This is a genomic window from Bradyrhizobium sp. CIR48 (assembly GCF_014198315.1).
GTDB lineage: Bacteria > Pseudomonadota > Alphaproteobacteria > Rhizobiales > Xanthobacteraceae > Bradyrhizobium.
Map to the genome: position 1 here is coordinate 1 of NZ_JACIHG010000012.1, position 23,793 is coordinate 23,793.

Genomic DNA, 23,793 nt, shown 5'->3' on the forward strand with positions numbered 1-23,793 from the left:
GGCATGATCACCACCATCCCCAACGGGGTAAGATTTCAAAAAGGGGCTGGACTGTCAGGATATGTCGCCGAGTTGAGCTCCGCGTTCAGCTGCGCATCGCTCGGGATCGTGCCGACCGTGCGCCATGCCGACTATATCGGCTCCTGGCTTGAGGTCCTGCGCGAAGACAATCGGGCCATCGTGCGGGCCGCCTCGCAGGCGAGCAAGGCCGTGGACTATTTGCTGGGCTTCGTTCCCGGGTCCGTTGAGCCCGCATCGCTGGATTCGGCTGTCGCCAATCACGAGGCGGCGTGATGCTTGGCCCCTTGGCCGCGCGAGAGTGAGAGGAGGGGAGGCTGTTCGCGACGGGTTGGAAGCCGAGAGAGAGTCTCACGGCCACCCGTCGTGGAGAGCCAAAATGACGAAAGCCATACAAAAGATCACGCTGTCGCCTTCCCGGGACATTCCCTTCAACAAGCTCGTGCTCAGCCAGTCGAACGTTCGCCGCGTCAAGGCCGGTGTCTCGATCGAGCAGCTGGCCGAGAGCATCGCGCAGCGGACGCTTCTGCAAAGCCTGAGTGTCCGGGCCGTTGTTGATGCAGATGGCAACGAGACCGGCATGTTCGAGGTGCCAGCGGGCGGCAGGCGCTATCGCGCTCTCGAGCTCCTGGTGAAACAGAAGCGCATGTCGAAGACGCAGGCGGTGCCGTGCGTCGTTCGCGAAGGGGGTATCGCCGAAGACGATTCGGTGGCGGAGAACGATGAGCGGGTCGGCCTGCATCCACTTGATCAGTTTCGGGCCTTCCAGACACTCCGCGATCTCGGCCTGAGCGAGGAAGACATCGCCGCGCGGCACTTCGTGAACCCTGCGATCGTCAAGCAGCGGCTGCGCCTGGCGTCGGTCTCGCCGAAGTTGCACGAGGTCTATGCCGAAGACGGCATGACGCTCGAGCAGCTCATGGCGTTCTCAGTCACTGCCGATCACGCCCGCCAGGAGCAAGTCTGGGAGAACGTCAGCCGTTCCGACTATGACGAGCCATACCAGATCCGCCGCACGCTTACCGAGAACACCGTGCGGGGTTCCGATCGTCGGGCCCAATTCGTAGGCCTCGATGCCTATCAGCGTGCGGGTGGCGGCGTTCTGCGGGATCTGTTCGAACACGACGACGGCGGCTGGCTTCAGGACGTTGTACTGCTCGACCGCCTCGTGACCGAAAAGCTTAAAGCCGATGCTGAGGCCATCGCGGCCGAAGGTTGGAAGTGGATCTCAGTCGCCGTAGAGTTCCCCTACGGTCACGCCCAAGGCCTACGAGAAATCGAAGGCAAGCCTGTCGATCTCTCGCCTGAGGAGCAGGCCACCATCGATGCTCTCAATGCCGAGCAAGCCAAGCTGGAAGCCGAGTACCAGGATGCGGACGAGTTGCCCGAAGAGGTTGACCAGCGTCTCGGCGAAATCGAGTCGGCAGTGGCGGCATTCGAAAACCGGCCGATGCTTTACGAACCGACGGAGATCGCCCGAGCAGGTGTCTTCATCAGCATCGATTCCGAAGGGCGCCTCGCCGTGGGCCGGGGTTACGTCCGGCCAGAGGACGAGGTGCCGGCAACCGATCCTGATGTCGCGCAGGCCGCCGACCCGTCGTCGACCCAAGGGCAGGAGCCTGGCACTTCAATCCAGCGCACCATCATCGCAGTCACAGGTGGCGCTGCTGATGCCGAAGAGGATGATGAGGACGCGGCCAGGCCTCTGCCGGATCGGCTGATTACCGAACTGACGGCACATCGTACGCTGGCATTGCGGGATGCACTGGCAGAAAATCCTGCGATAGCGTTCCAGGCAGTGCTGCATAACTTCGTGCTGACGGCCTTTTACCGGTTCGCATCATCCGCGAGCTGTCTTGAGATCGGCCTTCGCACGCCGAACTTTCCAGCTCAAGCTCCCGGGCTGAGAGAAAGCGTCTCCGCTAAGGCCGTCGAGGCGCGACATGAGGCCTGGAAGGCACGGTTGCCGAAGAGCGAGAACGATCTCTGGGATGCGCTGACGGCTCTCGATGGTGGTGCACAGGCGTCGCTGTTCGCCCACTGTGCGTCGTTTGCGGTCAACGCCGTCTATGAGCCGGCCAACCGCTACAATCAAGGCCGTGTCTCCGCTCACGGTGTCCGCACCCGTCTCGACCAGGCCGATGTGCTGGCGCGCGCGGTCGAACTCGACATGGTGCAGGCTGGCTGGCGACCGACCGTCGACAACTATCTCGGCCGGGTCACCAAGCCGCGCATTCTGGAGGCAGTGCGGGAAGCCAAGGGTGAGTCGTCGGCGCAACTGATCGACCATCTGAAGAAGGCCGACATGGCCAAGGAGGCCGAGCGTCTTCTGGATGGCTCGGGCTGGTTGCCGGAGCCGCTGCGTCTCGTCGATCCCGATGCAGTGCCAGTGGGGCAGGAGGGCGAAGCGGGCTCGCTGCCCGAATTCCTCGCCTATGAAGAGGATCAGGAGAACGGCAGCGACGACGATCCGCAACAGCTCGACGCGGCTGAGTGACGTCCATTGAGCGGGATGCCTTCGGCCGTCCCGTGGTTGTTTGGGGACCGGTGCGCAGCGCTGGTCCCCATTTTTATGCCCGAGGTCTGAGAGGGAGAGCGGGCCGGGAAGGGTTTGAGCCGTTGAGGTCAGAGGAGAGCGCCTGGCGGTTCGGCCCCTTCCTGCTCTCCTGAGACACCTGCCATGACCGAATCTCTCGCCGGCGGCGCTGCCGCCGCGCCGCTTTCGTTGCGCGCCGCTGCAACTTTCACCTCCGCCGCTGTCAGGGCCGCGCGACAGCTCCTGACCGAACTCGAACGCGGCCGGCGCATCGATGCAGCTGTTCTGCGTAGCGCCATGGAGGCTGCCTTCGGCGCCTCCGACGCGGCCGGTGCCTGGAACTGGAAGACCGCCTATGACGTCTGCGAGGTGGCGACCATTCTGTTCCTTCGCAAGTTCGGTCCGGCGATGCGGGCGAGGGCTGGCTCGACGGCCGCCATGCTGCCGATGCTGGCGAAAGTCGCGAACTGTCTGCCGACGCACACGCGGCGTTCCGAGGACGGTCAGGCGCTTCAGCAATTCTCGACGCCGATCCCGCTTGGGCTGGTTGCATGCACCGCAGCCGCTATTACATCCGCCGATCGCGTTCTGGAGCCCTCCGCGGGGACCGGTTTGCTCGCCATCTTTGCCGAGCTCGCCGGCGGCGCCTTGATGTTGAACGAGTTGGCCGAGACCCGGGCGGGGTTGCTCGACCATCTATTCGCGGGCGTTAACGTCACGCAGTTCGATGCTGCTCAGATCGATGACCACCTCGACGTGAGTGTCGCGCCGAGCGTCGTTCTGATGAACCCGCCGTTCTCCGCGGTGCCGAATGTCGATCGACGGATGGCGGATGCGGCCCTCCGCCACATCGCTTCGGCGCTCGCGCGTCTCTGCGACGGTGGACGCCTCGTCGCCATAGCTGGCGCTAACTTCGCGCCGGATAGCCCGGCATGGCGAGATGCCTTTGTGCGGCTGCAGGAACGCGGGCGCGTGGTGTTTTCCGCCGCCGTCGATGGCGCCGTTTACGCCAAGCACGGTACTCAGACGGACACAAGGCTGCTTGTGATCGACAAGCTGCCCGCTGCCGATCCGACGGCTTTTCCTGCCTCGCCAGGCATGGCGGCCGATGTCGCTACCTTGCTTGACTGGGTGGACCAGCATGTGCCTCAAAGGCTGCCCATTGCCACGCCGTCGCCGATCGCTGCTATCGGGCGGCCAGCGATGTCGCGATCGACCAGCGCCGTTGCACCGCGCTCATCGTCCTTTTCAATAAGCGCAGCGCCAGAAAGTGCCGAACTTGCATACCAGACGGTCGAATGGTCGCCGCCGGAAGGCGCCCGGCTGACCGATGCGCTTTACGAGGAATACGGACTACAGTCGATCTGCATTCCCGGATCATGCGCACATCCGACCAAGCTCGTGCAGTCTGCCGCGATGGCGTCCGTTGCGCCACCGAAGCCATCCTATCGTCCGCACCTGCCCGCCAATGTCATGGACGACGGAGTTCTGTCGGATGCTCAGCTCGAGAGCATTATCTATGCCGGCGAGGCGCATTCCGAATTCCTGGCAGGCGCTTGGACGGTCGACACGACCTTTGATGTTGTGGCCGCCGCGCGCGACGACACCGAAAATGCCGTCCGCTTTCGCCGCGGCTGGTTTTTGGGCGATGGCACCGGGGCGGGCAAGGGGCGGCAGGTCGCCGGGATTTTGCTCGACAACTGGTTCAAGGGCCGACGCCGTGCGGTCTGGATCAGCAAGTCCGACAAGCTGATCGAGGATGCGCAGCGCGATTGGTCCGCGCTCGGCATGGAGCGGCTGTTTGTTACGCCACTCTCGCGCTTCCGCCAAGGCACGCCGATCCGGCTCGCGGAAGGCGTCCTTTTTACCACCTACGCCACGCTACGGACCGACGAGCGCGGTGAGAAGCTTTCGCGTGTCAGGCAGATCGTCGAATGGTTGGGTTCGGACTTCGACGGAGTGATTGTCTTCGACGAGAGCCACGCCATGCAGAATGCGGTCGGGGGCAAGGGCGAGCGCGGTGAACAGGCTGCATCTCAGCAGGGGCGCGCCGGCCTTAGGCTCCAGCACGCCTTGCCAAATGCTCGTGTGGTCTACGTATCGGCGACGGGCGCCACCACGGTCCATAACCTCGCCTATGCCCAGCGCCTTGGCCTTTGGGGCGGCGCCGACTTCTCGTTTGCCACGCGTGCCGAGTTCGTCGAAGCCATCGAGGAGGGCGGCGTCGCGGCGATGGAGGTGCTTGCGCGGGACCTCAAGGCGCTCGGTCTCTATGCGGCTCGCTCATTGTCCTACGAGGGCGTCGCGTACGACCTCGTTGAGCACCAGCTTACGCCGGAGCAGGTTCGCATCTACGATGCCTATGCCGGTGCGTTCAGCGTCATCCATAACAATCTCGATGCGGCGATGCGGGCCGCCAACATCACCGGTGCAACTGGAACGTTGAACGGGCAGGCCAAGTCTGCGGCACGTTCCGCTTTCGAAAGCGCGAAGCAGCGCTTCTTCGGCCACCTCCTGACTTCGATGAAGACCCCGTCGCTGGTCCGATCGATCGAGCACGATCTTGAGGCTGGACACGCCGCGGTCATCCAGATCGTGTCGACGGGCGAAGCGCTAATGGAGCGCCGGCTCGCCGAGATCCCGACTGAAGAGTGGGGCGACGTCCAGGTCGACATCACGCCGCGCGAGTATGTCCTCGACTATCTCGCCCACTCCTTTCCGGTCCAGCTCTATGAGCTCTTTACCGACTCTGAAGGTAACCTCTGTTCCCGGCCTGTCTACCGCGACGGCCAGCCGGTCGAGAGTCGGGAAGCCGTCGCACGACGCGACCGCCTCATCGAGAAGCTTGCATCACTACCGCCAGTACCTGGGGCACTGGATCAAGTCATCCAGCGCTTCGGCACCGAACTGGTTGCCGAGGTGACGGGCCGCTCGCGCCGCATCGTTCGCAAGGGCGACCGGCTGGTGGTCGAAAATCGAGCCGGTTCAGCCAACCTCGCCGAGACCTCGGCTTTCATGGACGACGTCAAGCGCATCCTCGTGTTCTCCGACGCTGGGGGCACGGGGAGGAGCTACCATGCCGAACTGTCGGCCCGGAATCGCCGCTTGCGCGTCCACTACCTGCTCGAGCCCGGCTGGAAGGCCGATGCCGCGATCCAGGGCCTCGGCCGCACAAACCGGACCAATCAAGCGCAGCCACCGTTGTTTCGTCCGATTGCGACCGACGTGAAGGCCGAAAAGCGCTTTTTCAGCACCATTGCCCGCCGGCTCGATACGTTGGGAGCCATTACGCGCGGCCAACGTCAGACCGGAGGACAGGGTCTGTTCCGGCCCGAGGACAATCTCGAAAGCCAGTACGGACGTGATGCGTTGCGTCAGCTCTACACGCTGCTCGCGCGAGGCAAGGTCGACGGCTGCTCGCTCGAGAAGTTCGAGGAGGCTACCGGCCTGAAGCTGACAGATGCCAATGGGCTCAGGGATGAGCTGCCCCCGATCACGACCTTCCTCAACAGGTTGCTCGCGCTCACCATCGACCTACAGAATGTGCTGTTCACCGCCTTCGAGCAGCTCTTGACCGCGAGGATCGAAGGCGCGGTTGCATCCGGCACCTACGACGTCGGGTTGGAAACCCTCCGTGCCGAGAGCTTTGTCGTCACCGACCGGCGGACGATCTATGACCATCCGGGGACCGGCGCCGAGACCCGGCTGCTCACGGTCGCCCAGCGCCAGCGCAATCATCCGGTGAGTCTGGATGACGCTCTTGCTCGTCTTTCCGATCGTCAGGCCGTCCTGCTCGTCAATGAGCGCTCGGGACGAGCCGCCGTGCAGGTCCCGGCGGCGAGCGTCATGCTCGATGACGGTGAGATCGAGCGGCGCGTCCGTCTGATCCGGCCGATGGATCAGCACACGGTCCCCTTGAGCATGATGGCGGAGAGCCACTGGATCGAAGCGGACCGTGGGCGCTTCGCTGCGGCCTGGCTGGGCGGAGCTTGCCGAGGTGCCCGAGTTCACGGAAAGCACGATCCACGTGGTGGCGGGCTTGCTGCTCCCCATCTGGAAGCGGCTGCCGAAGGAATCGACCCGCGTCTATCGCCTTCAGACCGACGCGGGCGAACGCATCATCGGACGCAAGGTCTCTGCTGTCTGGGTCGCAAGCGTCCTTGCGGCGGACGCGCCTTCGCTGACGCCGGATGCCGCCTTTGCCGCGCTCGTGGAAGGACGGACCGTCCTCGATCTCGCAGAGGGACTTCAGCTTCGCCGCGTCCGGGTGATGGGTGCACATCGCATCGAGCTGTCGGGATTCAACGACACGATACGCGATCGCCTCCGTGTTTACGGCCTCTTTGGGGAGATCATCTCCTGGAAGCTGCGCATGTTCGTGCCCACGGACGCGAGCGGCATCGAGGTCCTGTCGAGGGTGCTCGACACCTATCCGGTCACGGGCGTCACTGAGCGGGAGGCCGCGTGATGTCTGGCGATGTCTCCGAGCTGGCACGCCGCCTCGCGCGCGAGGCCGAGGCGGTGTGCCGACACTATCTCCCCAATGGTAAGCGGGCGGGGCGGTACTGGGTGGTTGGCGACGTCCACAACACCCCGGGCCGCTCGTTATTTGTGCGGCTCCAGGAATCGTCGAAGGGCCCCGCCGGCAAATGGACCGATGCCGCGACCGGGGAGCATGGCGATCTCCTCGACATCATCCGCGAAAGCCTGGCCTTGCGAGGCTTCCGCGAGGTCGCCGGGGAGGCGAGGCGCTTTCTGAAGCTGCCTCGTCATGAGCCCCAGCCGGTCGCAAAACCCCTTCGTTCGATGGCGCCCGCTGGTTCGCAGGAAGCTGCTCGTCGGCTCTTTGCGATGTCCGGTCCGATCGAAGGGACGGTGGTGGAAACGTATTTGCAACGTCGTGGAATAAGCCAAATCCACCATGGTGGTAGCCTGCGCTTCCACCCACGTTGCTACTACCGACCGGACGAGCATTTGCCGACAGAAACCTGGCCGGCGATGATAGGCTCTGTCACGGACCTCGAGGGCCGGATCACCGGCGTGCATCGCACCTGGCTAGATCCACACGGCTTTGATCGCGTGCGGCTCGGTAAGGCCCCGATCGACACGCCACGACGGGCCATGGGCGACCTGCTTGGTAACGCCGTTCGCTTCGGCGTGGTGGATGACGTGCTCGCTGCGGGCGAGGGGATCGAGACCATGCTGTCGCTGCGTTATGTACTGCCGACCTTGCCCATGACCGCTGCTCTCTCGGCCAATCACCTCTCAGCCATGTTGCTGCCGTCTGGCCTACGCCGACTCTATGTCGCCCGTGACGCAGATGCCGCCGGAGATGCCGTACAGGCTATTCTCACCCAGCGCGCAGAAGCCACCGGCATTGAAGTGATCGCATTGTCGCCCCGGCTGGGCGACTTCAACGAAGATCTGCACATCTTCGGCCTCGAAGCCCTCCGAGCAGCGTTGCTACTGCAACTCGTACCGGAGGACGTCGTCCGTTTCCTGCATTCGTCGATGGCAACCGCGGAATAGCCCCGGCAATTCGATGGGCGTCGACAGGTCGGTCGCGGTGCGGCCACTGCCGGAAGAGGACGCGACCACGGCCTTCTAGAGGGCGATCGGACGGCAAGCGGCTCGGGCCGGCAATGGCTGCGTCCGGCTATTTTCCGCCGCGCGCCGGCGACGAGAAGACACATTAGCCATCTGGCGAGCGCGCTTTGCATCGCGAAGCAAAATAGCCGGCCTCCGCCATCCTCCGCTGCGCTTCGGCCCTCCGCTCCGCTCCGGATTCTGGCCCGTTCCGCCTGCCGTCTGAGTGATCGCCACGAAGGCCGCGATGGTCGCGGCCGATCCGGCAAAGGATCGCCTCCATGACCGATCACGATGACATCGAACCGCCGCACGCCGCATCAGCGACCGAACACGTTCTTACCGAATTGCAGCTCTTCGGTTACCGCCCCTTCGACGACCAGCCCGATCCACGGCCGCTTCCCGAGAGCAGGATCATTACCGGTGCCGTCGCTGACATCTTCGATGCCCTGGTCGCCACGTTGAGCGACACGCGGCTCGAGCCGGACCTCGACGATCTGCTCTGGTCGACTGTCAACTTGTTCCATCGTGCCGTCGACCGCATCGGTCGCCAACTCGACGACAACGAACAGGCGCAGCAGAAGAGCCAGCGCGAGCAGGATGGCTCCGAAGTTCGATCCGTCGAACTCGAACGCATCACGGCGGAAGGCATCACGCTGATTGAGCGCCGCAACTGCCTGGAGCTCTTCCGTGACCAGGCCATCGAGCGCTTCGAGACCCAGACCGGCTCATTCTGGCGTCCGCGATCGGGATCACTGGTGAATCATCGCACGCTGACGGCAGCTATGATCGACTCCCGCGACTTCATCGCGGCCAAGCGCCGCGCCGAGACCGAAATCATGCTGCCTTCAGGACCGAAGATCGCACTCACCGGTGGCCTCGACTTCAACGACCATCACCTGATCTGGGATCGCCTCGAAAAGGTTCACGCGAAACATTCCGACATGGTCCTGCTCCATGGCGGCTCGCCCAAAGGGGCCGAACTGATCGCCTCCAAATGGGCGACCACCCGTAAGGTGCCTCAGATCGCCTTCAAGCCCGACTGGACGAAACATGCCAAGGCGGCACCGTTCAAGCGCAACGATGCCATGCTCGAACTGCTGCCGATCGGCATCATGCACTTCCCGGGCACGGGCATCCAGGACAACCTCGCCGACAAGGCGAAGCGGCTCGGCATCCCCGTCTGGAGGTTCGGCGGCGCGTGAGCGCCATCTTCTCGACTCTAAGCCTGCGAGGCGTGAATTGCTCACGCCGCAACTCCGCCTCCTTTTCGGTCTCATATCCAGAGTTGCGCCGTGGTGGTGGTGGAAGGCGCGACAGGTAGATCTATGCACATGGAGCCACCGCCATGCTCGCCCTTGGGCTTGTTCTCAACACACTCGGAATTGGCTTGTTCTGCTGGGCGATTTTCGCGCTCGCAGTGTATGCCCTGCCGTTTTTCATCGCGCTGAGTATCGGAATGACGGCGTTTCAGAGCGGCGCCGGCCTCGTTGGCGCGCTGCTTATCGCAACGGCCGGCGGTGCGCTGACGCTTGTGCTCGGCCAGGTCGCCTTTGCTGTTACTCGGTCCTCGGCCTTGTGCATTGGGATCGCGGCAGTATTCGCTGTTCCGGCTGCGGTTGCCGGCTATCATGTGGTGTTCGCCGTGTCGGATATCGGGGTGCCTTCGCTGGCTTGGCGTGAGGTCTTCGCTTGGCTCGGCGCGGTTTGCATTGGCGTCACGTCATGGAGGCGCTTGGTGGTTTTGGCGAAGCCCCGCCCGTTCGAGCCGGGCGGGGTGATGGAGAACCGGTCCTAACCAATTCTTACGGCCGCATGGACCGAACGATGTGCGTTTTCCGCCTTCATCGTCGAACAGGCTCGCGCAGATCGGCGCGTTGAACGGGAGATGATTGAAGCTTGAGCGCGGGAGAGGCAGTCCTCTTCGGAGCTCGTCGACTAAGAAGCCGGCATTTCGGTTGGCCCACGCAGCCGCGACGGAGCGGTGTTACTCGATCCGTTCTTGGGAGATGATACCGCCTTTTTGCAGCGGATTTTTTCTCTTTCCGCGCTGAATCGTTCCGACCTCTTGTTCATCAAAACCGAGATAGCCACGCTTCTCCGTAAGATTGTGGTTCAGCACGCGGACGCACGAGGCCTCGTTGATGGCTTGATCTGGCCGAAGACCGGCTTCGCCTCGATCGTCTGAGCCGCAACGCCGTTGATACGACTTTCTTCCCCTGGGCTTCGCCCATTCCTCGCGAGACAAGAAAGTCGCCACAACGACGTCCTCCGCTGCGCTCCGGCCCGAGCGGGTGCGTCGCCGATCGTCCTCGGCCCTAGATCGCCATCGAGGCCGCGATGGTCGCGGGCTCGAAACACAACAGGAGAAGTGACATGGCTAACATCGGTTCTTTCAAGAAGGTCGGCAATGATTTCCAGGGCGAAATCGTCACCCTGAGCCTGCAAGCCAAGGGCGTCCGCATCGTCGCCGAGACCAACCGCTCCAACGACAACGCTCCCAGCCACCGCATCTATGTGGGTCGCGCGGAGATCGGCGCAGCCTGGTCGAAGCGTTCCGAGGAAGGCCGCGACTACCTCTCGCTCAAGCTCGACGACCCCTCGTTCAACGCGCCGATCTACGCGAACCTGTTCGATGACGAAGGCGGCGAGGGCTACACCTTGCTCTGGTCGCGGCCTCGCAAGAACGGCGAGTAGGCCCACTCCACCAAGCCCCGTCCGGTCCGCCGGGCGGGGCTTCTCATCTTCCAGGCATCAGTGAGCGCGAACCGGCCGCCGGATCGAGCGGCGCGACATCAATCACTCGGTCTGCCCCCGAGCCTTTTTCTTGGCGCTTGTGGGCGGGCGAGTGAGCAGGTCGGCGGCCTCAACGCCCAGGCTGCGCGCGAGCCGATCGACAACGTCTATACCCGCCGCATAAACGCTTCGCTCGAGTGCGCTGATATAAGTGCGGTCAATTTCAGCACGATGAGCCAATTCCTCCTGTGACAAACCACGGGCCTGCCGGAGCTTCCGCAAATTGATTGCAAGTATCTCGCGTATATCCATACGCGAGAGCGCATGTCCTTGAAGAGTATTTCACCACGGAGTATTCTCGACAAAACGCGACCCGGACGGCTCCCGCGACAATTTTGGCGCTTCTGCTCCTTCCTGCCCGCGTGTTAGAAATTGTCTAAACTAAGGCATGGAGTCTTATGAGGAAGCCGCCGCTCGACCCAGACGTCGCCGACGCTGCGCCTGCAGATCAAATTCTCACTGTCTACGATGAGCAGCATGTCGTGACCTACATGCGCCTTCTGCAGGCCGAAAGCGAAGGGGCTGACTGGATGGAAGTCGCTCGAGTGGTGCTGCATATCGATCCGGTGCAGGAGCCGGAGCGTGCGCGAAGCGCATATCAGAGTCATCTCGCGCGCGCCAAATGGGCGACTGAGCAGGGCCACCTATTACGCGGCACCGGCTCGAATTAGAAGAAACTCAGCGGCTGGCGACTTGCAGGCAGAACGATTTTCTTTTGCTAGCGGGTGGTCATTCCGGAGCACCACGTGGTGCCAAACTAGGGGCTTCCTACAACCGCTTCGTTCATACCTATTGCGCCGCAATCGTTGTTAGCTGCGTGCAATGGGGCGGAAGCAATGCCTGAATTCGACTGGCGGTCGCCGGATTCCTACAAGAGCCTACAAGACGCCGAAATCACCGACATCGCCTGGGAATGTCTTCGCCGCAACGCGGACTATCGACGTGAGTACGAGGTGATGATTGCCAACAGTCCGAACGGCGAAGTGACTGACGAATTCAGGAGGAGGTGGGGCCTCTGCTTTCGCCCATGACCCGCAGAGGTCATTCGACGAGCAGACGATCTTTTGGACGCCTGAGGTCTTAGCGTCGGTTGTTCCGGTGACGGTTGCTTCGACGGCCGATCTCGTGCCGGCGTTTAGGCCACTGCTTGACCTTAGAGCTGGCCAGGTGCGCCGCGCCGTCGACGGCTGGCATGCCGTGCTGCGCATCGGTGCGGTAGATCACCGCGTTTGGTCCAAAGAGCCGCCGGCGCTCGGCGCGCCATACGCAGCCGAACTGCCGTTCGACGGCGATATCGACGCGCGTGCGTTTGCAGCCCGCCGGCTGTGGCGCGCGATGAATGGACGCGCGCCAGGTCCTGCATTTCATCAATTATCTAAACAGCGGCGCGAACGCCTGAGCGCCGCGATCCGCGCGCTTGACGCGCATAGCGCAGGCGGCAGTTATCGCGTTATCGCCGAAGCGCTCTTCGGCAAAAAGCGAATCCCCGATCGCGCCTGGAAGACGCATGATCTGCGCAATCGAACGGTCCGGCTGGTGCAAGGCGGCCTCGCGTTGATGCGCGGTGGTTACCGCAAACTCCTGCGGCCCGGGCGCAGAGACGAGTAGCGCAGTCCCCGAGGGGTGCCGGAAATCGCCCCCTCCATATTCGGCATCCCCCTCCGAGATCTTGCTTCTCCATGATGACCGCACACACGCTGGCCTAGCCAGGCGTAGTGCGATGTCCTCCTGGAGTCCTCAAATGCCCGATCCCATGGCCGGCCTACCACCGCGATTCCTGCGTACAACAGAGGCCGCGCGCTATCTTGGCCTGTCAGGCCGCACACTCGAAAAGCATCGGACATATGGCACAGGGCCGACTTATCGGAAGATCGGTGGTCGCGTCGTCTACGCCGTCGATGACCTGAAAGCGTGGGCCGACCGGGGTGCCAAGACGTCGACCTCCGATCCCGGTAAGGGCACCGTGTTGCCGGCCAAGAAGCATCCGGCCCTGCGTCCCTATGCAGGTCAGGAACGTCGCTGATCACGCGTGAGAGCAGTGGCAATGCGACGCAAATACCATTCCGAGCGCGATCAGCTTGAGCTCTTTCGGGCGCTGCCCGGCGATCTTGCACCCCGCGATGCTCAGGACCTGATGGCTTATCCGTTCTTTTCCCTCGCAAAGACCAAGCGGATCGTGCCGATCGATTTCCGCGCGGGTGCGATCGCAATTCGTGTCGAGGCCGTGCCGGAACACGGCATGGCGACCATCTGGGATGCAGACGTTCTGATCTGGGCCGCGTCCCAGATTGTCGAAGCACGTGACGCTGGTCTCAAGACGTCGCGCCTGATGGCTGCAACGCCTTACGAGATTTTGACGTTCGTGGGTCGCGGCACCAGCGCACGTGATTATGATCGGCTGAAGGCAGGTCTCGACAGACTTCAGTCAACGACTGTGCGGACGTCGATCCGCCAGCCGGCAGAACGACGGGCTCACCGCTTCTCCTGGATCAACGAGTGGAAGGAAACAGCCGATGCAAACGGTCGGCCATTTGGGCTCGAGCTGATTCTGCCTGATTGGTTCTACGCGGGCGTCATCGATGACGCGCTCGTGCTGACGATCGACCGCGCCTATTTCGACCTCACGGGTGGGCTTGAGCGGTGGCTCTACCGCCTCGTACGCAAGCACGGTGGACGCCAGGATGGTGGCTGGAGTTTTGATCTTGTGCACCTTCATGCCAAGTCCGGCATCATCTCGCCGCTCAAGCATTTTGCTTACGACGTCCGCCAGATCGTCCAGCGCCAGACATTGCCCGGCTACCAGCTCGTGCTCACGCGTGATCCTAATGGCACCGAGCGACTGAACTTCGCTCCTGCGCCTGTTGATCCCTTAGCGGCACGCTTGCGCCGCCGCGGTCTCATTCCAAATTCGGAGGACAACCTGTGAATCAGCTCGTGCTATCGAGGACCGCAACCCTCGTGCTATCGGGGACCAGACCCTCGTGCTATCGGGGACCGGAATCGGACTTAAGAGCTTGTTTCTCCGCGCGTTCCAGCTCCTCTAACTTTACTAACCAGAAATCCTTCGGATTTCTTCTAACGGAGCAGGCCGAAAGCCGCGTCGGTGGCGCTCGGCAATGGCCGTCCGACAGGCCAGCCTGCTTTTGCAGGCCATACACACTCTCGACCGAACCCCAAGCTCACGCCTGCCAGCTCCAGCGTCACGGAGCCGCCGCATGAGCGATCTCACCGAAGTGGAAGTGTTGTGGCTCGAGAAGCGCATCGAAAACCGCGTTCGGTTCGGTCGCATTGTCAAGGAACGCAAGCTTGATCGCCATCGACGCGTCCTGTCATTTGCGCCCGGAAGCGTCTTTGCCTTCGTCCGTTGGACGTCCAACGACTTCGGCACGATCATCTCGCGGATCGATATCTTGCGCGCAGTTGCTCAGGGACAGCGCTGCTCGACCGTCCCTTATGTGACACCCGGCGGAGAGATTTTGCTGCGTCTGTCCAGCTGGCCGAAGGTCGAGCGAGTGCTGCAAATGACCGATGCCATCGAGGCGCTCGGCATCGACCCGGCTGACGTTGCTCCTGATCACTGGCATCACGTTCACAACCGCCTGTCCGTCAATGAAAGCCCGCGCCCGTATACGAAAGCGCGCCATCAGGCCTGGCTTCATCGCCAGAAGGTGATGCGATGACGGGCCGCCTCATGATGCTGGCCGTGACGATTGGGGTCGCTGCTGCGCTCATCGTGACGATCGTTCTGGAGCCGGTTCCGCTTTACATCTGGAACGCATCCGCGAGCGTGCCGATCGGTCTCTACCGCCTCGGAACGGCGGACCAATTCCAAGTCACTGAATTGGTCGCCGTGCAGCCGCCGGAGCCGCTCGCGACCTTCCTTGACCTTAACGGCTATTTGCCCATTGGCGTCCCGATGCTGAAGCGCGTGCTCGCCCTTCCGGGACAGAGTGTTTGCAGAACCGGCCTCACGATTTCGGTCGACGACGTCGCGGTGGGCGAGGCGAAGGATCAGGACAGACGTGGCCGGCCGCTGCCGAAATGGCAGGGCTGCCGCGTCGTCGGTGACGGCGAGCTATTTCTGATGAACTGGCAGTCGGATGACTCTCTTGATGGCCGGTACTTTGGATTTCTTCCGGCATCTAGCGTGATCGGCCGTGCGATGCCGGTGTGGACGTGGGAGGAGTGATCGTGCGTAATCGACGCGTTCTCCTCGCCATTCCCTCGTTCGATCGATTGCGGGATCATTCGTCCGTCTCGACCGATGTCTGCAGGGCTGGCGCGAGCCCGACCGCGTGCTTGGGCCGATTGGGCACGCGCGTTTGTGCTGTCGCGCCCCTGATGCTTCTTCTGACGGCGTTCGACAATGCTGCTTTGGCCCAGAGCGGCTCAGCCGCCCAGCCGGCGATCAGTCAGGCCGCTCAGTCATTTGCCGGCTTCATCAATGAAGCCGCACAACGCTTTGGGATTGCGCCGAACTGGATCCGATCAGTCCAAAGCATCGAGAGTGCTGGTGATGTGCACGCCAGATCGCCAAAAGGCGCAATGGGCCTGATGCAAATCATGCCGGCGACTTGGGCGGAGCTTCGCGAGCGCTACAATCTCGGGAACGACCCCTACGACCCGCACGACAACATTCTGGCCGGCACGGCGTACTTGCGCGAACTGCTCGATCGGTATGGCTCGCCTGGGGTGTTTGCCGCGTACAGCGCGGGACCATCTCGCTATGAAGAACATCTCGCAGGCGGCTCTCTGCCAGACGAGACGCGAGCATACGTCGCAAAGCTTGCAAATCTGCTTGCCATCGACCTGCCGCCGAGGTGGACGTCCAGCGGACAGTCATCAGCAGCTGCAACGCTATTCGTCCCGCGATCCGATCTCATGAAAACGGGCGATCGGTTGCTGGCGCTCATGCCGTCGAGCGGTGTCACGACCGCAATCTCGGCGGCCGATGTTTCGCCCATGGTCCCCCGGCCAATCGGCATGTTCGTCCCTCGATCGGATTCGGGAGTATCGCAATGACCAAGCGTGCGGGCTCGCAAACTTTGACGTGCTTCAACGAGCAAGTGGTACGTGCTGATGGCGTATGGGCGATGCCTTCGGCCCGCGCTCTACTCGTCGCTTCGCTCCTCACCGAGCCACCCTTCGGGTGTCTCGGCCCTTCGGGTAACGATCGCTATCGCAAGCGCTCGGAAGCAGCAGGGGCTTCGCGAGTCGGCTGCCAGGTCGCGGCGGCTCTTTCGGGATCCGGCGACTGGGAGGCCACGACAGCTGGACGGCGAGATAAAAGGGGCTCGCCGGTCGAACCGCAAGCCATTGGCATGGCTTGGGTTCTGGCGTGCCGGTCGGTCGGGGCGCGTGCCGCGCTTTACATTTTTACCAATGCAATCAAAGGCGTTTTCGGCACCGTATGTGTTTTTGATCGTTGGGGGACCCTGCCGTGAGCGTGGGCGACAGCGATCTGCGTATCCGGCCCGGGCGAATCCGCAGTACACGCGCGCCGAAGCCCAAGAGCTTCATCAACCAGGTGCTGCGGGCGGCGAAGAAGGCCGGGCACACCTCAGGGCAGGCTGCGGCTGGCAGGCGCTCTGCGGCCTATGGGCGCTCGACGTTTGGCCGCGGGCGCCTGTCCTTTAGCCGCGCCAGATTATTCAGCCCGAGGCGGCGCGTTGTGGTGAAGGCGCGCGTGGTTCGTCATAAAGGGCGAGCCTTCCGTTCAGCACCACTGACTGCCCACCTGTCATATTTGAAGCGCGACGGCGTGACCCGGAGTGGTGAGCGGGCCGAGATGTTCGATGAGGGCTGCGACCGAGCCGATAGCGCGGCTTTCGCAGAACGCTGCAAGGACGATCGGCATCATTTCCGGTTCATCGTCTCGCCCGAGGACGCCGGCGACATGACCGACCTCAAGGGCTTCACCCGCGATCTCGCCAAGCAGATGGAGACCGATCTCGGCACGCGGCTTGATTGGGTGGCTGTCGACCATTGGAATACGGACAATCCTCACGTCCATCTTCTCGTTCGGGGCGTAGACGAGGAAGGGGCGGACCTCGTGATCTCCCGCGATTACATCAGCCAGGGCCTGCGCTCACGCGCCGAGGAGTTGGTCGCCATCGAGCTCGGTCCAAAGCCCGAGCACGAGATCCGCAATTCACTGGAGAGGGAAGTTACGGCGGAACGATGGACGCGGCTCGATCGGGAGATCCGGTTGGCGGCAGATGAGACTGGCTCGATCGATCTTCGCCCCGAGAATCCTGGCAAGTCCGATCCAGAGATCCGGCGCCTGATGGTCGGTCGGCTCCAACACCTCGAGAAGATGGGCCTTGCCTCATCCGCCGCACCAGGAGAATGGATGGTAGGACTCGAGGCCGAGCGTAGCTTGCGCGACCTCGGCATGCGCGGCGACATTATCAAGACCATGCACCGCGCCTTTACCGAGCGTGGAGAAGCGCGCGGCATTGCCGACTTCGTCATCGAAGGTGGACCGCTGTCGTCCCAGATTGTTGGACGGCTGATCGACCGTGGATTGCATGACGAACTGACTGGCGAGGCCTACGCCTTGATCGACGGAACGGACGGACGCGCGCATCATGTGCGCTTCCGAGGGGTCGAGGCCTTCGAACAGGCGCCACCGGTCGGTGGCATCGTCGAAGTCCGACGCTTCGGTCAACCCGGCGATCCACGACCGACCGTGGTGCTGGCGATCCGCTCCGATCTCGACCTTGGTGGTCAGATCACGGCACGAGGGGCCACTTGGCTTGACCACAGGCTGGTCGAACGCGAATCCATGCCGCTCGCCATGGGCGGATTCGGCCGCGAGACTCGCGACGCCATGGAAGCCCGCACCGAGCATTTGATCCAGGAGGGTCTGGCGCGGCGGCAGGGCCAACGCATCATCCTACAGCGCGACCTCCTGAACACCTTGCGCCGACGGGAACTGGACGAGGTGGCCGCAAAGGTCTCGGCCGACACCGGCTTGCCTCATGTGAAGCCTGATTCCGGGGAGCATGTGGCGGGCACCTATCGCCAGCGTCTGACGCTCGCCTCGGGACGCTTCGCCATGATCGATAATGGGCTCGGCTTCCAGCTCGTGCCCTGGTCGCGCGAACTCGAAAAGAAACTCGGCCAACACGTCACCGGCGTCGTGAAGGACGGCGGCGGCATCGAATGGGGCTTTGGTCGGAAGCGCGACCTCGGCCTCTAGGTATCTCTCCAATTCAGTTGCGGAAGGACACTCGGAATGTCCGGGACCAAAATCCTCTGGGGACAGGTGATCGTTGTCGGCCTCATCGTTTTACTGGCCATCTGGGGAGCAACCGAGTGGACGGCCTGGCGGCTCGCCTATCAACCGGAGCTTGGGCGGCCCTGGTTCGAATTGTTGGGCTTCAAGATTTATTATCCACCCGTCTTCTTCTGGTGGTGGTTCGTGTATGACGCCTATGCGCCTCAGGTCTTTGTCGAGGGCGCCTTCATTGCGGCGTCGGGAACCTTTGTTTCGATCGCGGTGGCGATCGGCATGTCGGTTTGGCGGGCGCGTGAAGCCACGAACGTCGCGACCTATGGTTCGGCGCGCTGGGCCGATGCGAGGGAGGCCAGAGCAGCCGGTCTTCTCGGTCCGGATGGCGTGGTGCTGGGCAAGCTCGACGAAAACTACCTCCGCCATGATGGACCGGAGCACGTGTTGTGTTTTGCACCCACTCGCTCGGGAAAGGGCGTCGGCCTTGTCGTCCCCTCACTGCTGGCTTGGCCCGGCTCGGCCATCGTGCACGACATCAAGGGCGAGAACTGGCAACTGACCGCCGGCTTTCGTTCGCGGCATGGCCGCGTCCTGTTGTTCGACCCGACCAACCCAAAGTCCTCAGCCTACAATCCGCTGCTCGAGGTCCGGCGCGGGGATTGGGAGGTTCGCGACGTCCAGAACGTCGCCGACGTCCTGGTCGATCCCGAAGGCTCGCTGGACAAGCGGAACCATTGGGAGAAGACCAGTCATTCGCTCCTGGTCGGTGCCATCCTCCATGTACTCTATGCCGAGGCAGACAAGACTTTGGCCGGTGTGGCCGCCTTCCTGTCCGACCCGAAGCGGCCGATCGACGTAACGTTGAAGGCGATGATGACCACGCTGCATCTTGGTGAGCAGGGCGCCCATCCCGTGATCGCCTCAACCGCGCGCGAGCTCCTCAACAAGTCCGAGAACGAACGTTCCGGCGTTCTGTCCACCGCCATGTCGTTCCTTGGGCTTTACCGTGATCCCGTGGTAGCCAAGGTGACTTGCCAGTGCGACTGGCGGATCGCAGATCTGATCGCAGATAGCCGCCCAACGACGCTTTACCTCGTGGTGCCGCCTTCCGACATTTCGCGGACCAAGCCCCTGATCCGTCTGGTGCTGAATCAGATCGGCCGGCGCCTAACCGAGGACTTGCACGCTCGCGACCGCCGGCACCGAGTCCTGATGATGCTCGATGAGTTCCCGGCTCTTGGGCGGCTTGATTTCTTCGAGTCTGCACTCGCTTTCATGGCGGGGTACGGCATCAAGAGTTTCTTGATCGCGCAGTCGCTCAATCAGATCGAGAAGGCTTATGGGCCCAACAACGCCATCCTCGACAATTGCCACGTCCGCGTCAGTTTCGCGACTAACGACGAGCGGACGGCCAAACGCGTGTCCGACGCCTTGGGTACGGCGACCGAGATGCGGGCCATGAAGAACTACGCCGGTCATAGATTGAACCCGTGGCTGGGGCACCTGATGGTCTCGCGTCAGGAGACGGCAAGACCGCTTCTAACCCCGGGCGAGGTCATGCAGCTTCCGCCGATGGACGAGATCGTCATGGTGGCGGGGACGGCGCCGATCCGGGCGAAGAAGGTCCGCTACTACGAGGATCGGCGATTCACCGAGCGGGTTCTGCCGCCGCCCGATCCGGCGACGGCCCCCCGATCATTGCGAACGGACGGATGGTCAGCGCTCGGAACGCCGATGCCGACGGGAGGTCCAACTGACAAAGCCGCGGAGGCCGGGGAAGACACGGCGAACAGCGGGCTCCGTCGTGAGCCCGAACTCCCCGATCACGTCGCGATCGCCAAGGAGACAACCGAACCGACGCCGGCAGAGGAATTTGCCGCGGTTCTTGACGATGATGAGGATGCGGTCCGCCAGTCGCGACTTATGCGTCAGCAGATGCGCGGTGTCGCCCGTCAAGTCGCCCTAGACCCGAATGACGGTATGGAGCTCTGAGGCGATATGCGCGACCGGATGAACGTCTACTTCCCGCCAGAACTGCTGAAACAGATCTCGGACCTGGCCGATCGCAAGAAACTTTCCCGGTCTGCCATCGTGGAAGCGGCCGTCGCTTCGTTTCTGTCTCCGGACGGTGCGGACAGGCGGGAGGCAGCGTTTACCCGTCGCCTGGATCGGCTGTCGCGTCAGATGCAGAGGCTGGAACGAGACGTGGGTTTGACGGCCGAGACCTTGGCTTTGTTCATTCGTTTCTGGCTGACGATCACGCCGCCGCTACCCAACGATGCGCAGGCGGCCGCGCAAATAAAGGGCAGGGAACGCTTTGAAGGATTTGTCGAGGCGCTGGGACGCCGTCTGCAAAAGGGGCAAAGTTTTCTCCGCGAAATTCCGGAAGATATCCGCTATCACGAGCCGACCGACGACGCCTGAGCGTCCTGGATACGCTTTTGCGCCGTCCCTTCTTTTTCTACGCCAGTCTACGACCGCAGCAATTCAGCCGATCTGACAAAAAGCTGGACACGCTATCGGCTCGCACGAGCTGAGAGCAAAAGGGGCCAGCATGCAAATCTCAACAGCATGGCGTCGAATCGCGTTCGTTTTTCTCCCTTTTGCTGCCGGATACTATCTTTCGTATCTATTTCGAACGATCAACGCTCTGATCGCCGGTCATCTAAGTTCGGATACCGGGCTTGGGACTGCCGACCTCGGGTTGCTTACGTCGGTCTATTTTCTTGTTTTCGCGGCCGCTCAGATCCCCATCGGGGTATTGCTTGACCGCTTTGGCCCGCGGCGCGTCCAAAGTGTTCTGCTCTTGCTCGCAGCTGCGGGCGCTGGGCTGTTCGCGGTATCGACCAGCTTCCTGTCACTTTTGATCGCGCGCGCAATGATCGGGCTCGGCGTGGCCGCGGCACTGACGGCAGGACTGAAGTCCATCATCCTTTGGTTCCCCAGGGAACGAGTTACCTTGCTGAACGGCTACATGATCATGCTGGGATCGCTAGGAGCGGTGACCGCTACGACTCCCGTCGAACACCTGCTCGCTTGGATGGGCTGGCGTCCGCTCTTTGAGATCCTGGCAGCTGCTACGGGTGTGACGGCCATTCTCATCTATGTCGTCGTGCCTGAACGACCCATTGTCCCATCAACCGCGCACGCAACCCTTGGCTCCGTTTTCGGCGATCGGCGCTTCTGGCGAATCGCACCGTTGTCGGCGACTTGCATTGGATCAGCCTGGTCTCTGCAAGGTTTGTGGGCATCGCCATGGCTGACAGACGTCGAGGGGCTTGATCGCGCAGGTTTGGTCCGACAGCTTCTTACGATGTCGATCGTCTTGAGCTGCGGTGCCTGGTTCTTCGGTACGACGGTCCATTACCTCAAACGGAGGGGAATCGGGACGGAGACGATTCTAGTGATGGTATCAGTTCTGTTTGTCGCAGCTGAGTTGGCCTTGATCTTGCGAGCGCCTCTGCCGTCCATTGTGCTCTGGTCCGTTGTCGCCATTGTCGGAACGGCAACTGTGGCCAGCTTCGCGGTGATAGCGGATTACTTTCCGCCTGAGCTAGCTGGTCGCGCCAATGGCGCTCTAAACGTCCTGCACTTCGGTTGGGCATTTTTGGCTCAATTCGGGACTGGCCTGATCCTGGAGCAATGGTCTGCGAATGGTGGCCATAGGCCCCTCCAAGCCTATCAAGTCGCGTTCGGTCTCAACGTAGCACTTCAGATCGCGGCGCTGCTCTGGTTCGCGCTGCCTTGGGCCGGATACCTAGCTTCGCGGATGAGGCCGATTCCGTTCTTGGTGCCGGCTGATGTTTTCGATCTTGTCGTTTCGGTAAGCTCGTATGAGGATTCGCTCATCCTCCTTCCCGCGGATGACGATGCGGAGTGGTGAGTGGTAGCTCGCCGAGTGCAATACGGTTGAGTAGGCCTCAAACATCAGTTCTCAGTCTTTCTTTTTCTACGCTAGTCTACGATCACTGAAGCCGCTTGTTGCGCCAAGTCCATCGGTGCCTTTTCTAATCATCCCCATATGAGGACGCTCGTTGGACGTCCTCATTCGGTGGGGGCGAACGGTGGCAATCCATTCCATTCAATCGGAAGCGAGTTCGCGCGGCGCGCGAATGCTGCGCAGCGCGCTTGGCTCTGCGATTGCCGGCTACCTCGAAGACGAAGCGATCATCGAAGTGATGCTCAATCCGGATGGGCGGTTGTGGATCGATCGGTTGTCGAATGGCCTGATCGACACAGGCGAAACTCTGTCGGCGGCGGACGGCGAGCGCATTGTTCGTCTGGTAGCGCACCACGTAGGTGCGGAGGTGCATGCCGGCTCGCCGCGGGTCTCGGCCGAATTGCCCGGGACCGGCGAGCGCTTCGAAGGTCTCTTGCCTCCGGTCGTTGCGGCACCGGCCTTTGCGATCCGCAAGCCCGCTGTCGCTGTGTTCACGCTCGATGACTACGTCGGCAGGGGGATCATGACCTCGGAGCAGGCCAAGTTCCTGCAGAACGCGGTCACCGCACGGAAGAACATTCTGGTCGCCGGTGGGACATCGACCGGCAAGACAACATTGACGAATGCGCTCCTTGCCGAGGTGGCAAAGAGTTCCGATCGGGTCGTGCTGATCGAAGATACGCGTGAGCTTCAGTGCAAGGCGCCCAATCTAGTGGCTTTGCGGACCAAAGATGGTGTGGCCACGCTATCAGATCTCGTTCGCTCCTCGCTGCGACTGCGTCCTGACCGCATTCCGGTCGGCGAAGTTCGTGGTGCCGAAGCACTCGATCTGCTCAAGGCATGGGGCACAGGCCATCCCGGCGGCATCGGCACGATTCATGCGGGTAGCGCGCTCGGTGCGCTGCGGCGGCTCGAGCAACTCATCCAGGAAGCCGTCATCACGGTTCCCCGCGCCCTGATCGCCGAGACCATCGACCTCGTCGCTGTCCTCGCGGGTCGCGGCGCTGACCGTCGTCTCGCTGAGCTCGCCATCGTCACCGGGCTCGGGGCCGCCGGTGATTACAACCTTTCATCAGCAGGAGACTGACATGCGTCAGCAATTTCGCTTTCTTCGAGGTGCATCGTTGGCCGCCTTCGGCGCGGTGCTTTTGTCGTCGGCACCGGCGTGGGCGGCTGGCTCGAACATGCCGTGGGAGCAGCCACTCAATCAGATATTGCAGTCGGTTGAAGGTCCGGTCGCCAAGATCATCGCCGTCATCATCATCGTCGTGACCGGGCTCACGCTCGCGTTCGGGGACTCGTCAGGTGGTTTCCGCCGGCTGATCCAGATCGTATTCGGTCTGTCGATCGCGTTTGCTGCCTCAAGCTTCTTCCTGTCGTTCTTCTCCTTCGGCGGCGGCGTGGTGATCTGATGGATGAACCGGTCACAGGTTTCGTGGTGCCCGTTCACCGCGCGCTCACTGAGCCGATTCTGATGGGCGGCGCGCCGCGGTCGGTCGCGATCGTCAACGGCACGCTTGCGGCAGCCCTTGGGCTCGGGATGCGGCTCTGGATCGCGGGTCTCGTCCTCTGGTTCATCGGCCACATGGCCGCCGTCTGGGCCGCCAAGCGCGATCCTGCCTTCGTCGATGTGGTGCGCCGACATTTGCGCATTCCCGGTCATCTCAACCTCTGAGTTTC

General features: G+C 62.4%; 25 protein-coding genes. 24 read left to right on the forward strand and 1 reads right to left on the reverse strand.

The genetic code is table 11. The features are described 5' to 3' along the window. The 8 genes from GGD66_RS31465 to GGD66_RS31500 all read left to right on the forward strand — a co-directional run. On the forward strand, positions 1 to 294 hold a 294-nt coding region (locus GGD66_RS31465; protein WP_246789072.1), incomplete at its 5' end, for a zincin-like metallopeptidase domain-containing protein. 103 nt (positions 295 to 397) lie between these two features. Beyond that, complete coding sequence (locus GGD66_RS31470; protein ID WP_183260318.1) at positions 398 to 2,515, forward strand: ParB/RepB/Spo0J family partition protein; 2,118 nt, start codon at positions 398 to 400, stop codon at positions 2,513 to 2,515. A 183-nt stretch (positions 2,516 to 2,698) separates the two neighbouring features. Continuing rightward, complete coding sequence (locus GGD66_RS31475) at positions 2,699 to 7,006, forward strand: strawberry notch-like NTP hydrolase domain-containing protein (RefSeq protein ID WP_409362389.1); 4,308 nt, start codon at positions 2,699 to 2,701, stop codon at positions 7,004 to 7,006. Between the two features lie 15 nt (positions 7,007 to 7,021). Continuing rightward, entirely contained in the window at positions 7,022 to 8,083 is a 1,062-nt protein-coding gene (locus GGD66_RS31480; protein ID WP_183260320.1) for a toprim domain-containing protein, read from the forward strand. A 338-nt stretch (positions 8,084 to 8,421) separates the two neighbouring features. Beyond that, positions 8,422 to 9,345 carry a DUF2493 domain-containing protein gene (locus GGD66_RS31485; protein WP_183260322.1) on the forward strand — a complete coding sequence of 308 codons (924 nt, stop codon included), beginning with the start codon at positions 8,422 to 8,424 and terminating at the stop codon, positions 9,343 to 9,345. Between the two features lie 143 nt (positions 9,346 to 9,488). Continuing rightward, positions 9,489 to 9,938, forward strand: a complete 450-nt coding sequence (locus GGD66_RS31490; RefSeq protein ID WP_183260324.1) for a hypothetical protein — start codon at positions 9,489 to 9,491, stop codon at positions 9,936 to 9,938. 186 nt (positions 9,939 to 10,124) lie between these two features. Continuing rightward, positions 10,125 to 10,328 (forward strand): hypothetical protein, encoded by a 204-nt coding sequence (locus GGD66_RS31495; protein WP_183260694.1) that lies wholly within the window; start codon positions 10,125 to 10,127, stop codon positions 10,326 to 10,328. A 188-nt stretch (positions 10,329 to 10,516) separates the two neighbouring features. After that, positions 10,517 to 10,837 carry a DUF736 domain-containing protein gene (locus GGD66_RS31500; RefSeq protein ID WP_018454792.1) on the forward strand — a complete coding sequence of 107 codons (321 nt, stop codon included), beginning with the start codon at positions 10,517 to 10,519 and terminating at the stop codon, positions 10,835 to 10,837. A 102-nt stretch (positions 10,838 to 10,939) separates the two neighbouring features. On the opposite strand, the gene GGD66_RS31505 is transcribed toward GGD66_RS31500, so the two are convergent. Then, positions 10,940 to 11,188, reverse strand: a complete 249-nt coding sequence (locus tag GGD66_RS31505) for a helix-turn-helix domain-containing protein (RefSeq protein ID WP_183260326.1) — start codon at positions 11,186 to 11,188, stop codon at positions 10,940 to 10,942. 146 nt (positions 11,189 to 11,334) lie between these two features. Between GGD66_RS31505 and GGD66_RS31510 the strand changes: the two genes are divergently transcribed. The 16 genes from GGD66_RS31510 to GGD66_RS31585 all read left to right on the forward strand — a co-directional run bounded on the left by GGD66_RS31510 (position 11,335) and on the right by GGD66_RS31585 (position 23,788). Beyond that, on the forward strand, positions 11,335 to 11,607 hold the full coding sequence (locus tag GGD66_RS31510; RefSeq protein ID WP_183260329.1) for a DUF2285 domain-containing protein: 273 nt from the start codon (positions 11,335 to 11,337) through the stop codon (positions 11,605 to 11,607). Between the two features lie 165 nt (positions 11,608 to 11,772). Continuing rightward, on the forward strand, positions 11,773 to 11,967 hold the full coding sequence (locus GGD66_RS31515) for a transcriptional regulator domain-containing protein (protein WP_183260331.1): 195 nt from the start codon (positions 11,773 to 11,775) through the stop codon (positions 11,965 to 11,967). Between the two features lie 136 nt (positions 11,968 to 12,103). Next, the gene (locus tag GGD66_RS31520) at positions 12,104 to 12,544 is read left to right on the forward strand and encodes a DUF2285 domain-containing protein (RefSeq protein ID WP_312014208.1); all 441 of its coding nucleotides are present in this window, start codon (positions 12,104 to 12,106) and stop codon (positions 12,542 to 12,544) included. 133 nt (positions 12,545 to 12,677) lie between these two features. Then, positions 12,678 to 12,959, forward strand: coding sequence for an AlpA family transcriptional regulator (locus GGD66_RS31525; RefSeq protein WP_183260333.1), 282 nt, complete (start codon positions 12,678 to 12,680; stop codon positions 12,957 to 12,959). A gap of 21 nt (positions 12,960 to 12,980) precedes the next feature. After that, the gene (locus GGD66_RS31530) at positions 12,981 to 13,862 is read left to right on the forward strand and encodes a replication initiator protein A (RefSeq protein ID WP_183260335.1); all 882 of its coding nucleotides are present in this window, start codon (positions 12,981 to 12,983) and stop codon (positions 13,860 to 13,862) included. A gap of 289 nt (positions 13,863 to 14,151) precedes the next feature. Further along, positions 14,152 to 14,616, forward strand: coding sequence for a DUF2840 domain-containing protein (locus tag GGD66_RS31535; protein ID WP_183260337.1), 465 nt, complete (start codon positions 14,152 to 14,154; stop codon positions 14,614 to 14,616). Then, positions 14,613 to 15,125 carry a S26 family signal peptidase gene (locus tag GGD66_RS31540; protein WP_183260339.1) on the forward strand — a complete coding sequence of 171 codons (513 nt, stop codon included), beginning with the start codon at positions 14,613 to 14,615 and terminating at the stop codon, positions 15,123 to 15,125. The genes GGD66_RS31535 and GGD66_RS31540 overlap by 4 nt, the downstream gene beginning before the upstream one ends. Before the next feature lie 152 nt (positions 15,126 to 15,277). Then, positions 15,278 to 15,958 (forward strand): lytic transglycosylase domain-containing protein, encoded by a 681-nt coding sequence (locus GGD66_RS31545; protein ID WP_246789073.1) that lies wholly within the window; start codon positions 15,278 to 15,280, stop codon positions 15,956 to 15,958. Further along, on the forward strand, positions 15,955 to 16,380 hold the full coding sequence (locus GGD66_RS31550; RefSeq protein ID WP_183260343.1) for a hypothetical protein: 426 nt from the start codon (positions 15,955 to 15,957) through the stop codon (positions 16,378 to 16,380). Before GGD66_RS31545 ends, GGD66_RS31550 begins: the two co-directional genes overlap by 4 nt. Beyond that, positions 16,377 to 18,140 (forward strand): DUF3363 domain-containing protein, encoded by a 1,764-nt coding sequence (locus GGD66_RS31555; protein WP_183260345.1) that lies wholly within the window; start codon positions 16,377 to 16,379, stop codon positions 18,138 to 18,140. The genes GGD66_RS31550 and GGD66_RS31555 overlap by 4 nt, the downstream gene beginning before the upstream one ends. 36 nt (positions 18,141 to 18,176) lie before the next feature. After that, positions 18,177 to 20,165: a conjugal transfer protein TraG gene (locus GGD66_RS31560; protein ID WP_183260347.1), complete on the forward strand. Its 1,989-nt coding sequence runs from the start codon at positions 18,177 to 18,179 to the stop codon at positions 20,163 to 20,165. A gap of 6 nt (positions 20,166 to 20,171) precedes the next feature. Further along, on the forward strand, positions 20,172 to 20,597 hold the full coding sequence (locus GGD66_RS31565; protein ID WP_183260349.1) for a CopG family transcriptional regulator: 426 nt from the start codon (positions 20,172 to 20,174) through the stop codon (positions 20,595 to 20,597). Positions 20,598 to 20,727: 130 nt separating this feature from the next. After that, positions 20,728 to 22,056: a nitrate/nitrite transporter gene (locus GGD66_RS31570; RefSeq protein WP_183260351.1), complete on the forward strand. Its 1,329-nt coding sequence runs from the start codon at positions 20,728 to 20,730 to the stop codon at positions 22,054 to 22,056. A 229-nt stretch (positions 22,057 to 22,285) separates the two neighbouring features. Beyond that, positions 22,286 to 23,200: a P-type conjugative transfer ATPase TrbB gene (trbB, locus tag GGD66_RS31575; RefSeq protein WP_183260353.1), complete on the forward strand. Its 915-nt coding sequence runs from the start codon at positions 22,286 to 22,288 to the stop codon at positions 23,198 to 23,200. A gap of 1 nt (position 23,201) precedes the next feature. Continuing rightward, positions 23,202 to 23,525 (forward strand): TrbC/VirB2 family protein, encoded by a 324-nt coding sequence (locus GGD66_RS31580; protein WP_179734534.1) that lies wholly within the window; start codon positions 23,202 to 23,204, stop codon positions 23,523 to 23,525. Next, entirely contained in the window at positions 23,525 to 23,788 is a 264-nt protein-coding gene (locus GGD66_RS31585; protein ID WP_179734533.1) for a VirB3 family type IV secretion system protein, read from the forward strand. Before GGD66_RS31580 ends, GGD66_RS31585 begins: the two co-directional genes overlap by 1 nt. Positions 23,789 to 23,793: the final 5 nt, after the last annotated feature.

Excerpts from the sequence above, each read along its gene's own strand:
- GGD66_RS31470 (WP_183260318.1), top strand. The coding sequence starts at position 398 with ATGACGAAAGCCATACAAAAGATCACGCTGTCGCCTTCCCGGGACATT.
- GGD66_RS31475 (WP_409362389.1), top strand. The coding sequence starts at position 2,699 with ATGACCGAATCTCTCGCCGGCGGCGCTGCCGCCGCGCCGCTTTCGTTG.
- GGD66_RS31480 (WP_183260320.1), top strand. The coding sequence starts at position 7,022 with ATGTCTGGCGATGTCTCCGAGCTGGCACGCCGCCTCGCGCGCGAGGCC.
- GGD66_RS31485 (WP_183260322.1), top strand. The coding sequence starts at position 8,422 with ATGACCGATCACGATGACATCGAACCGCCGCACGCCGCATCAGCGACC.
- GGD66_RS31490 (WP_183260324.1), top strand. The coding sequence starts at position 9,489 with ATGCTCGCCCTTGGGCTTGTTCTCAACACACTCGGAATTGGCTTGTTC.
- GGD66_RS31500 (WP_018454792.1), top strand. The coding sequence starts at position 10,517 with ATGGCTAACATCGGTTCTTTCAAGAAGGTCGGCAATGATTTCCAGGGC.
- GGD66_RS31505 (WP_183260326.1), bottom strand. The coding sequence starts at position 11,188 with ATGGATATACGCGAGATACTTGCAATCAATTTGCGGAAGCTCCGGCAG.
- GGD66_RS31510 (WP_183260329.1), top strand. The coding sequence starts at position 11,335 with ATGAGGAAGCCGCCGCTCGACCCAGACGTCGCCGACGCTGCGCCTGCA.
- GGD66_RS31515 (WP_183260331.1), top strand. The coding sequence starts at position 11,773 with ATGCCTGAATTCGACTGGCGGTCGCCGGATTCCTACAAGAGCCTACAA.
- GGD66_RS31525 (WP_183260333.1), top strand. The coding sequence starts at position 12,678 with ATGCCCGATCCCATGGCCGGCCTACCACCGCGATTCCTGCGTACAACA.
- GGD66_RS31530 (WP_183260335.1), top strand. The coding sequence starts at position 12,981 with ATGCGACGCAAATACCATTCCGAGCGCGATCAGCTTGAGCTCTTTCGG.
- GGD66_RS31535 (WP_183260337.1), top strand. The coding sequence starts at position 14,152 with ATGAGCGATCTCACCGAAGTGGAAGTGTTGTGGCTCGAGAAGCGCATC.
- GGD66_RS31540 (WP_183260339.1), top strand. The coding sequence starts at position 14,613 with ATGACGGGCCGCCTCATGATGCTGGCCGTGACGATTGGGGTCGCTGCT.
- GGD66_RS31545 (WP_246789073.1), top strand. The coding sequence starts at position 15,278 with ATGCTTCTTCTGACGGCGTTCGACAATGCTGCTTTGGCCCAGAGCGGC.
- GGD66_RS31550 (WP_183260343.1), top strand. The coding sequence starts at position 15,955 with ATGACCAAGCGTGCGGGCTCGCAAACTTTGACGTGCTTCAACGAGCAA.
- GGD66_RS31560 (WP_183260347.1), top strand. The coding sequence starts at position 18,177 with ATGTCCGGGACCAAAATCCTCTGGGGACAGGTGATCGTTGTCGGCCTC.
- GGD66_RS31565 (WP_183260349.1), top strand. The coding sequence starts at position 20,172 with ATGCGCGACCGGATGAACGTCTACTTCCCGCCAGAACTGCTGAAACAG.
- GGD66_RS31570 (WP_183260351.1), top strand. The coding sequence starts at position 20,728 with ATGCAAATCTCAACAGCATGGCGTCGAATCGCGTTCGTTTTTCTCCCT.
- trbB (WP_183260353.1), top strand. The coding sequence starts at position 22,286 with ATGCTGCGCAGCGCGCTTGGCTCTGCGATTGCCGGCTACCTCGAAGAC.
- GGD66_RS31580 (WP_179734534.1), top strand. The coding sequence starts at position 23,202 with ATGCGTCAGCAATTTCGCTTTCTTCGAGGTGCATCGTTGGCCGCCTTC.
- GGD66_RS31585 (WP_179734533.1), top strand. The coding sequence starts at position 23,525 with ATGGATGAACCGGTCACAGGTTTCGTGGTGCCCGTTCACCGCGCGCTC.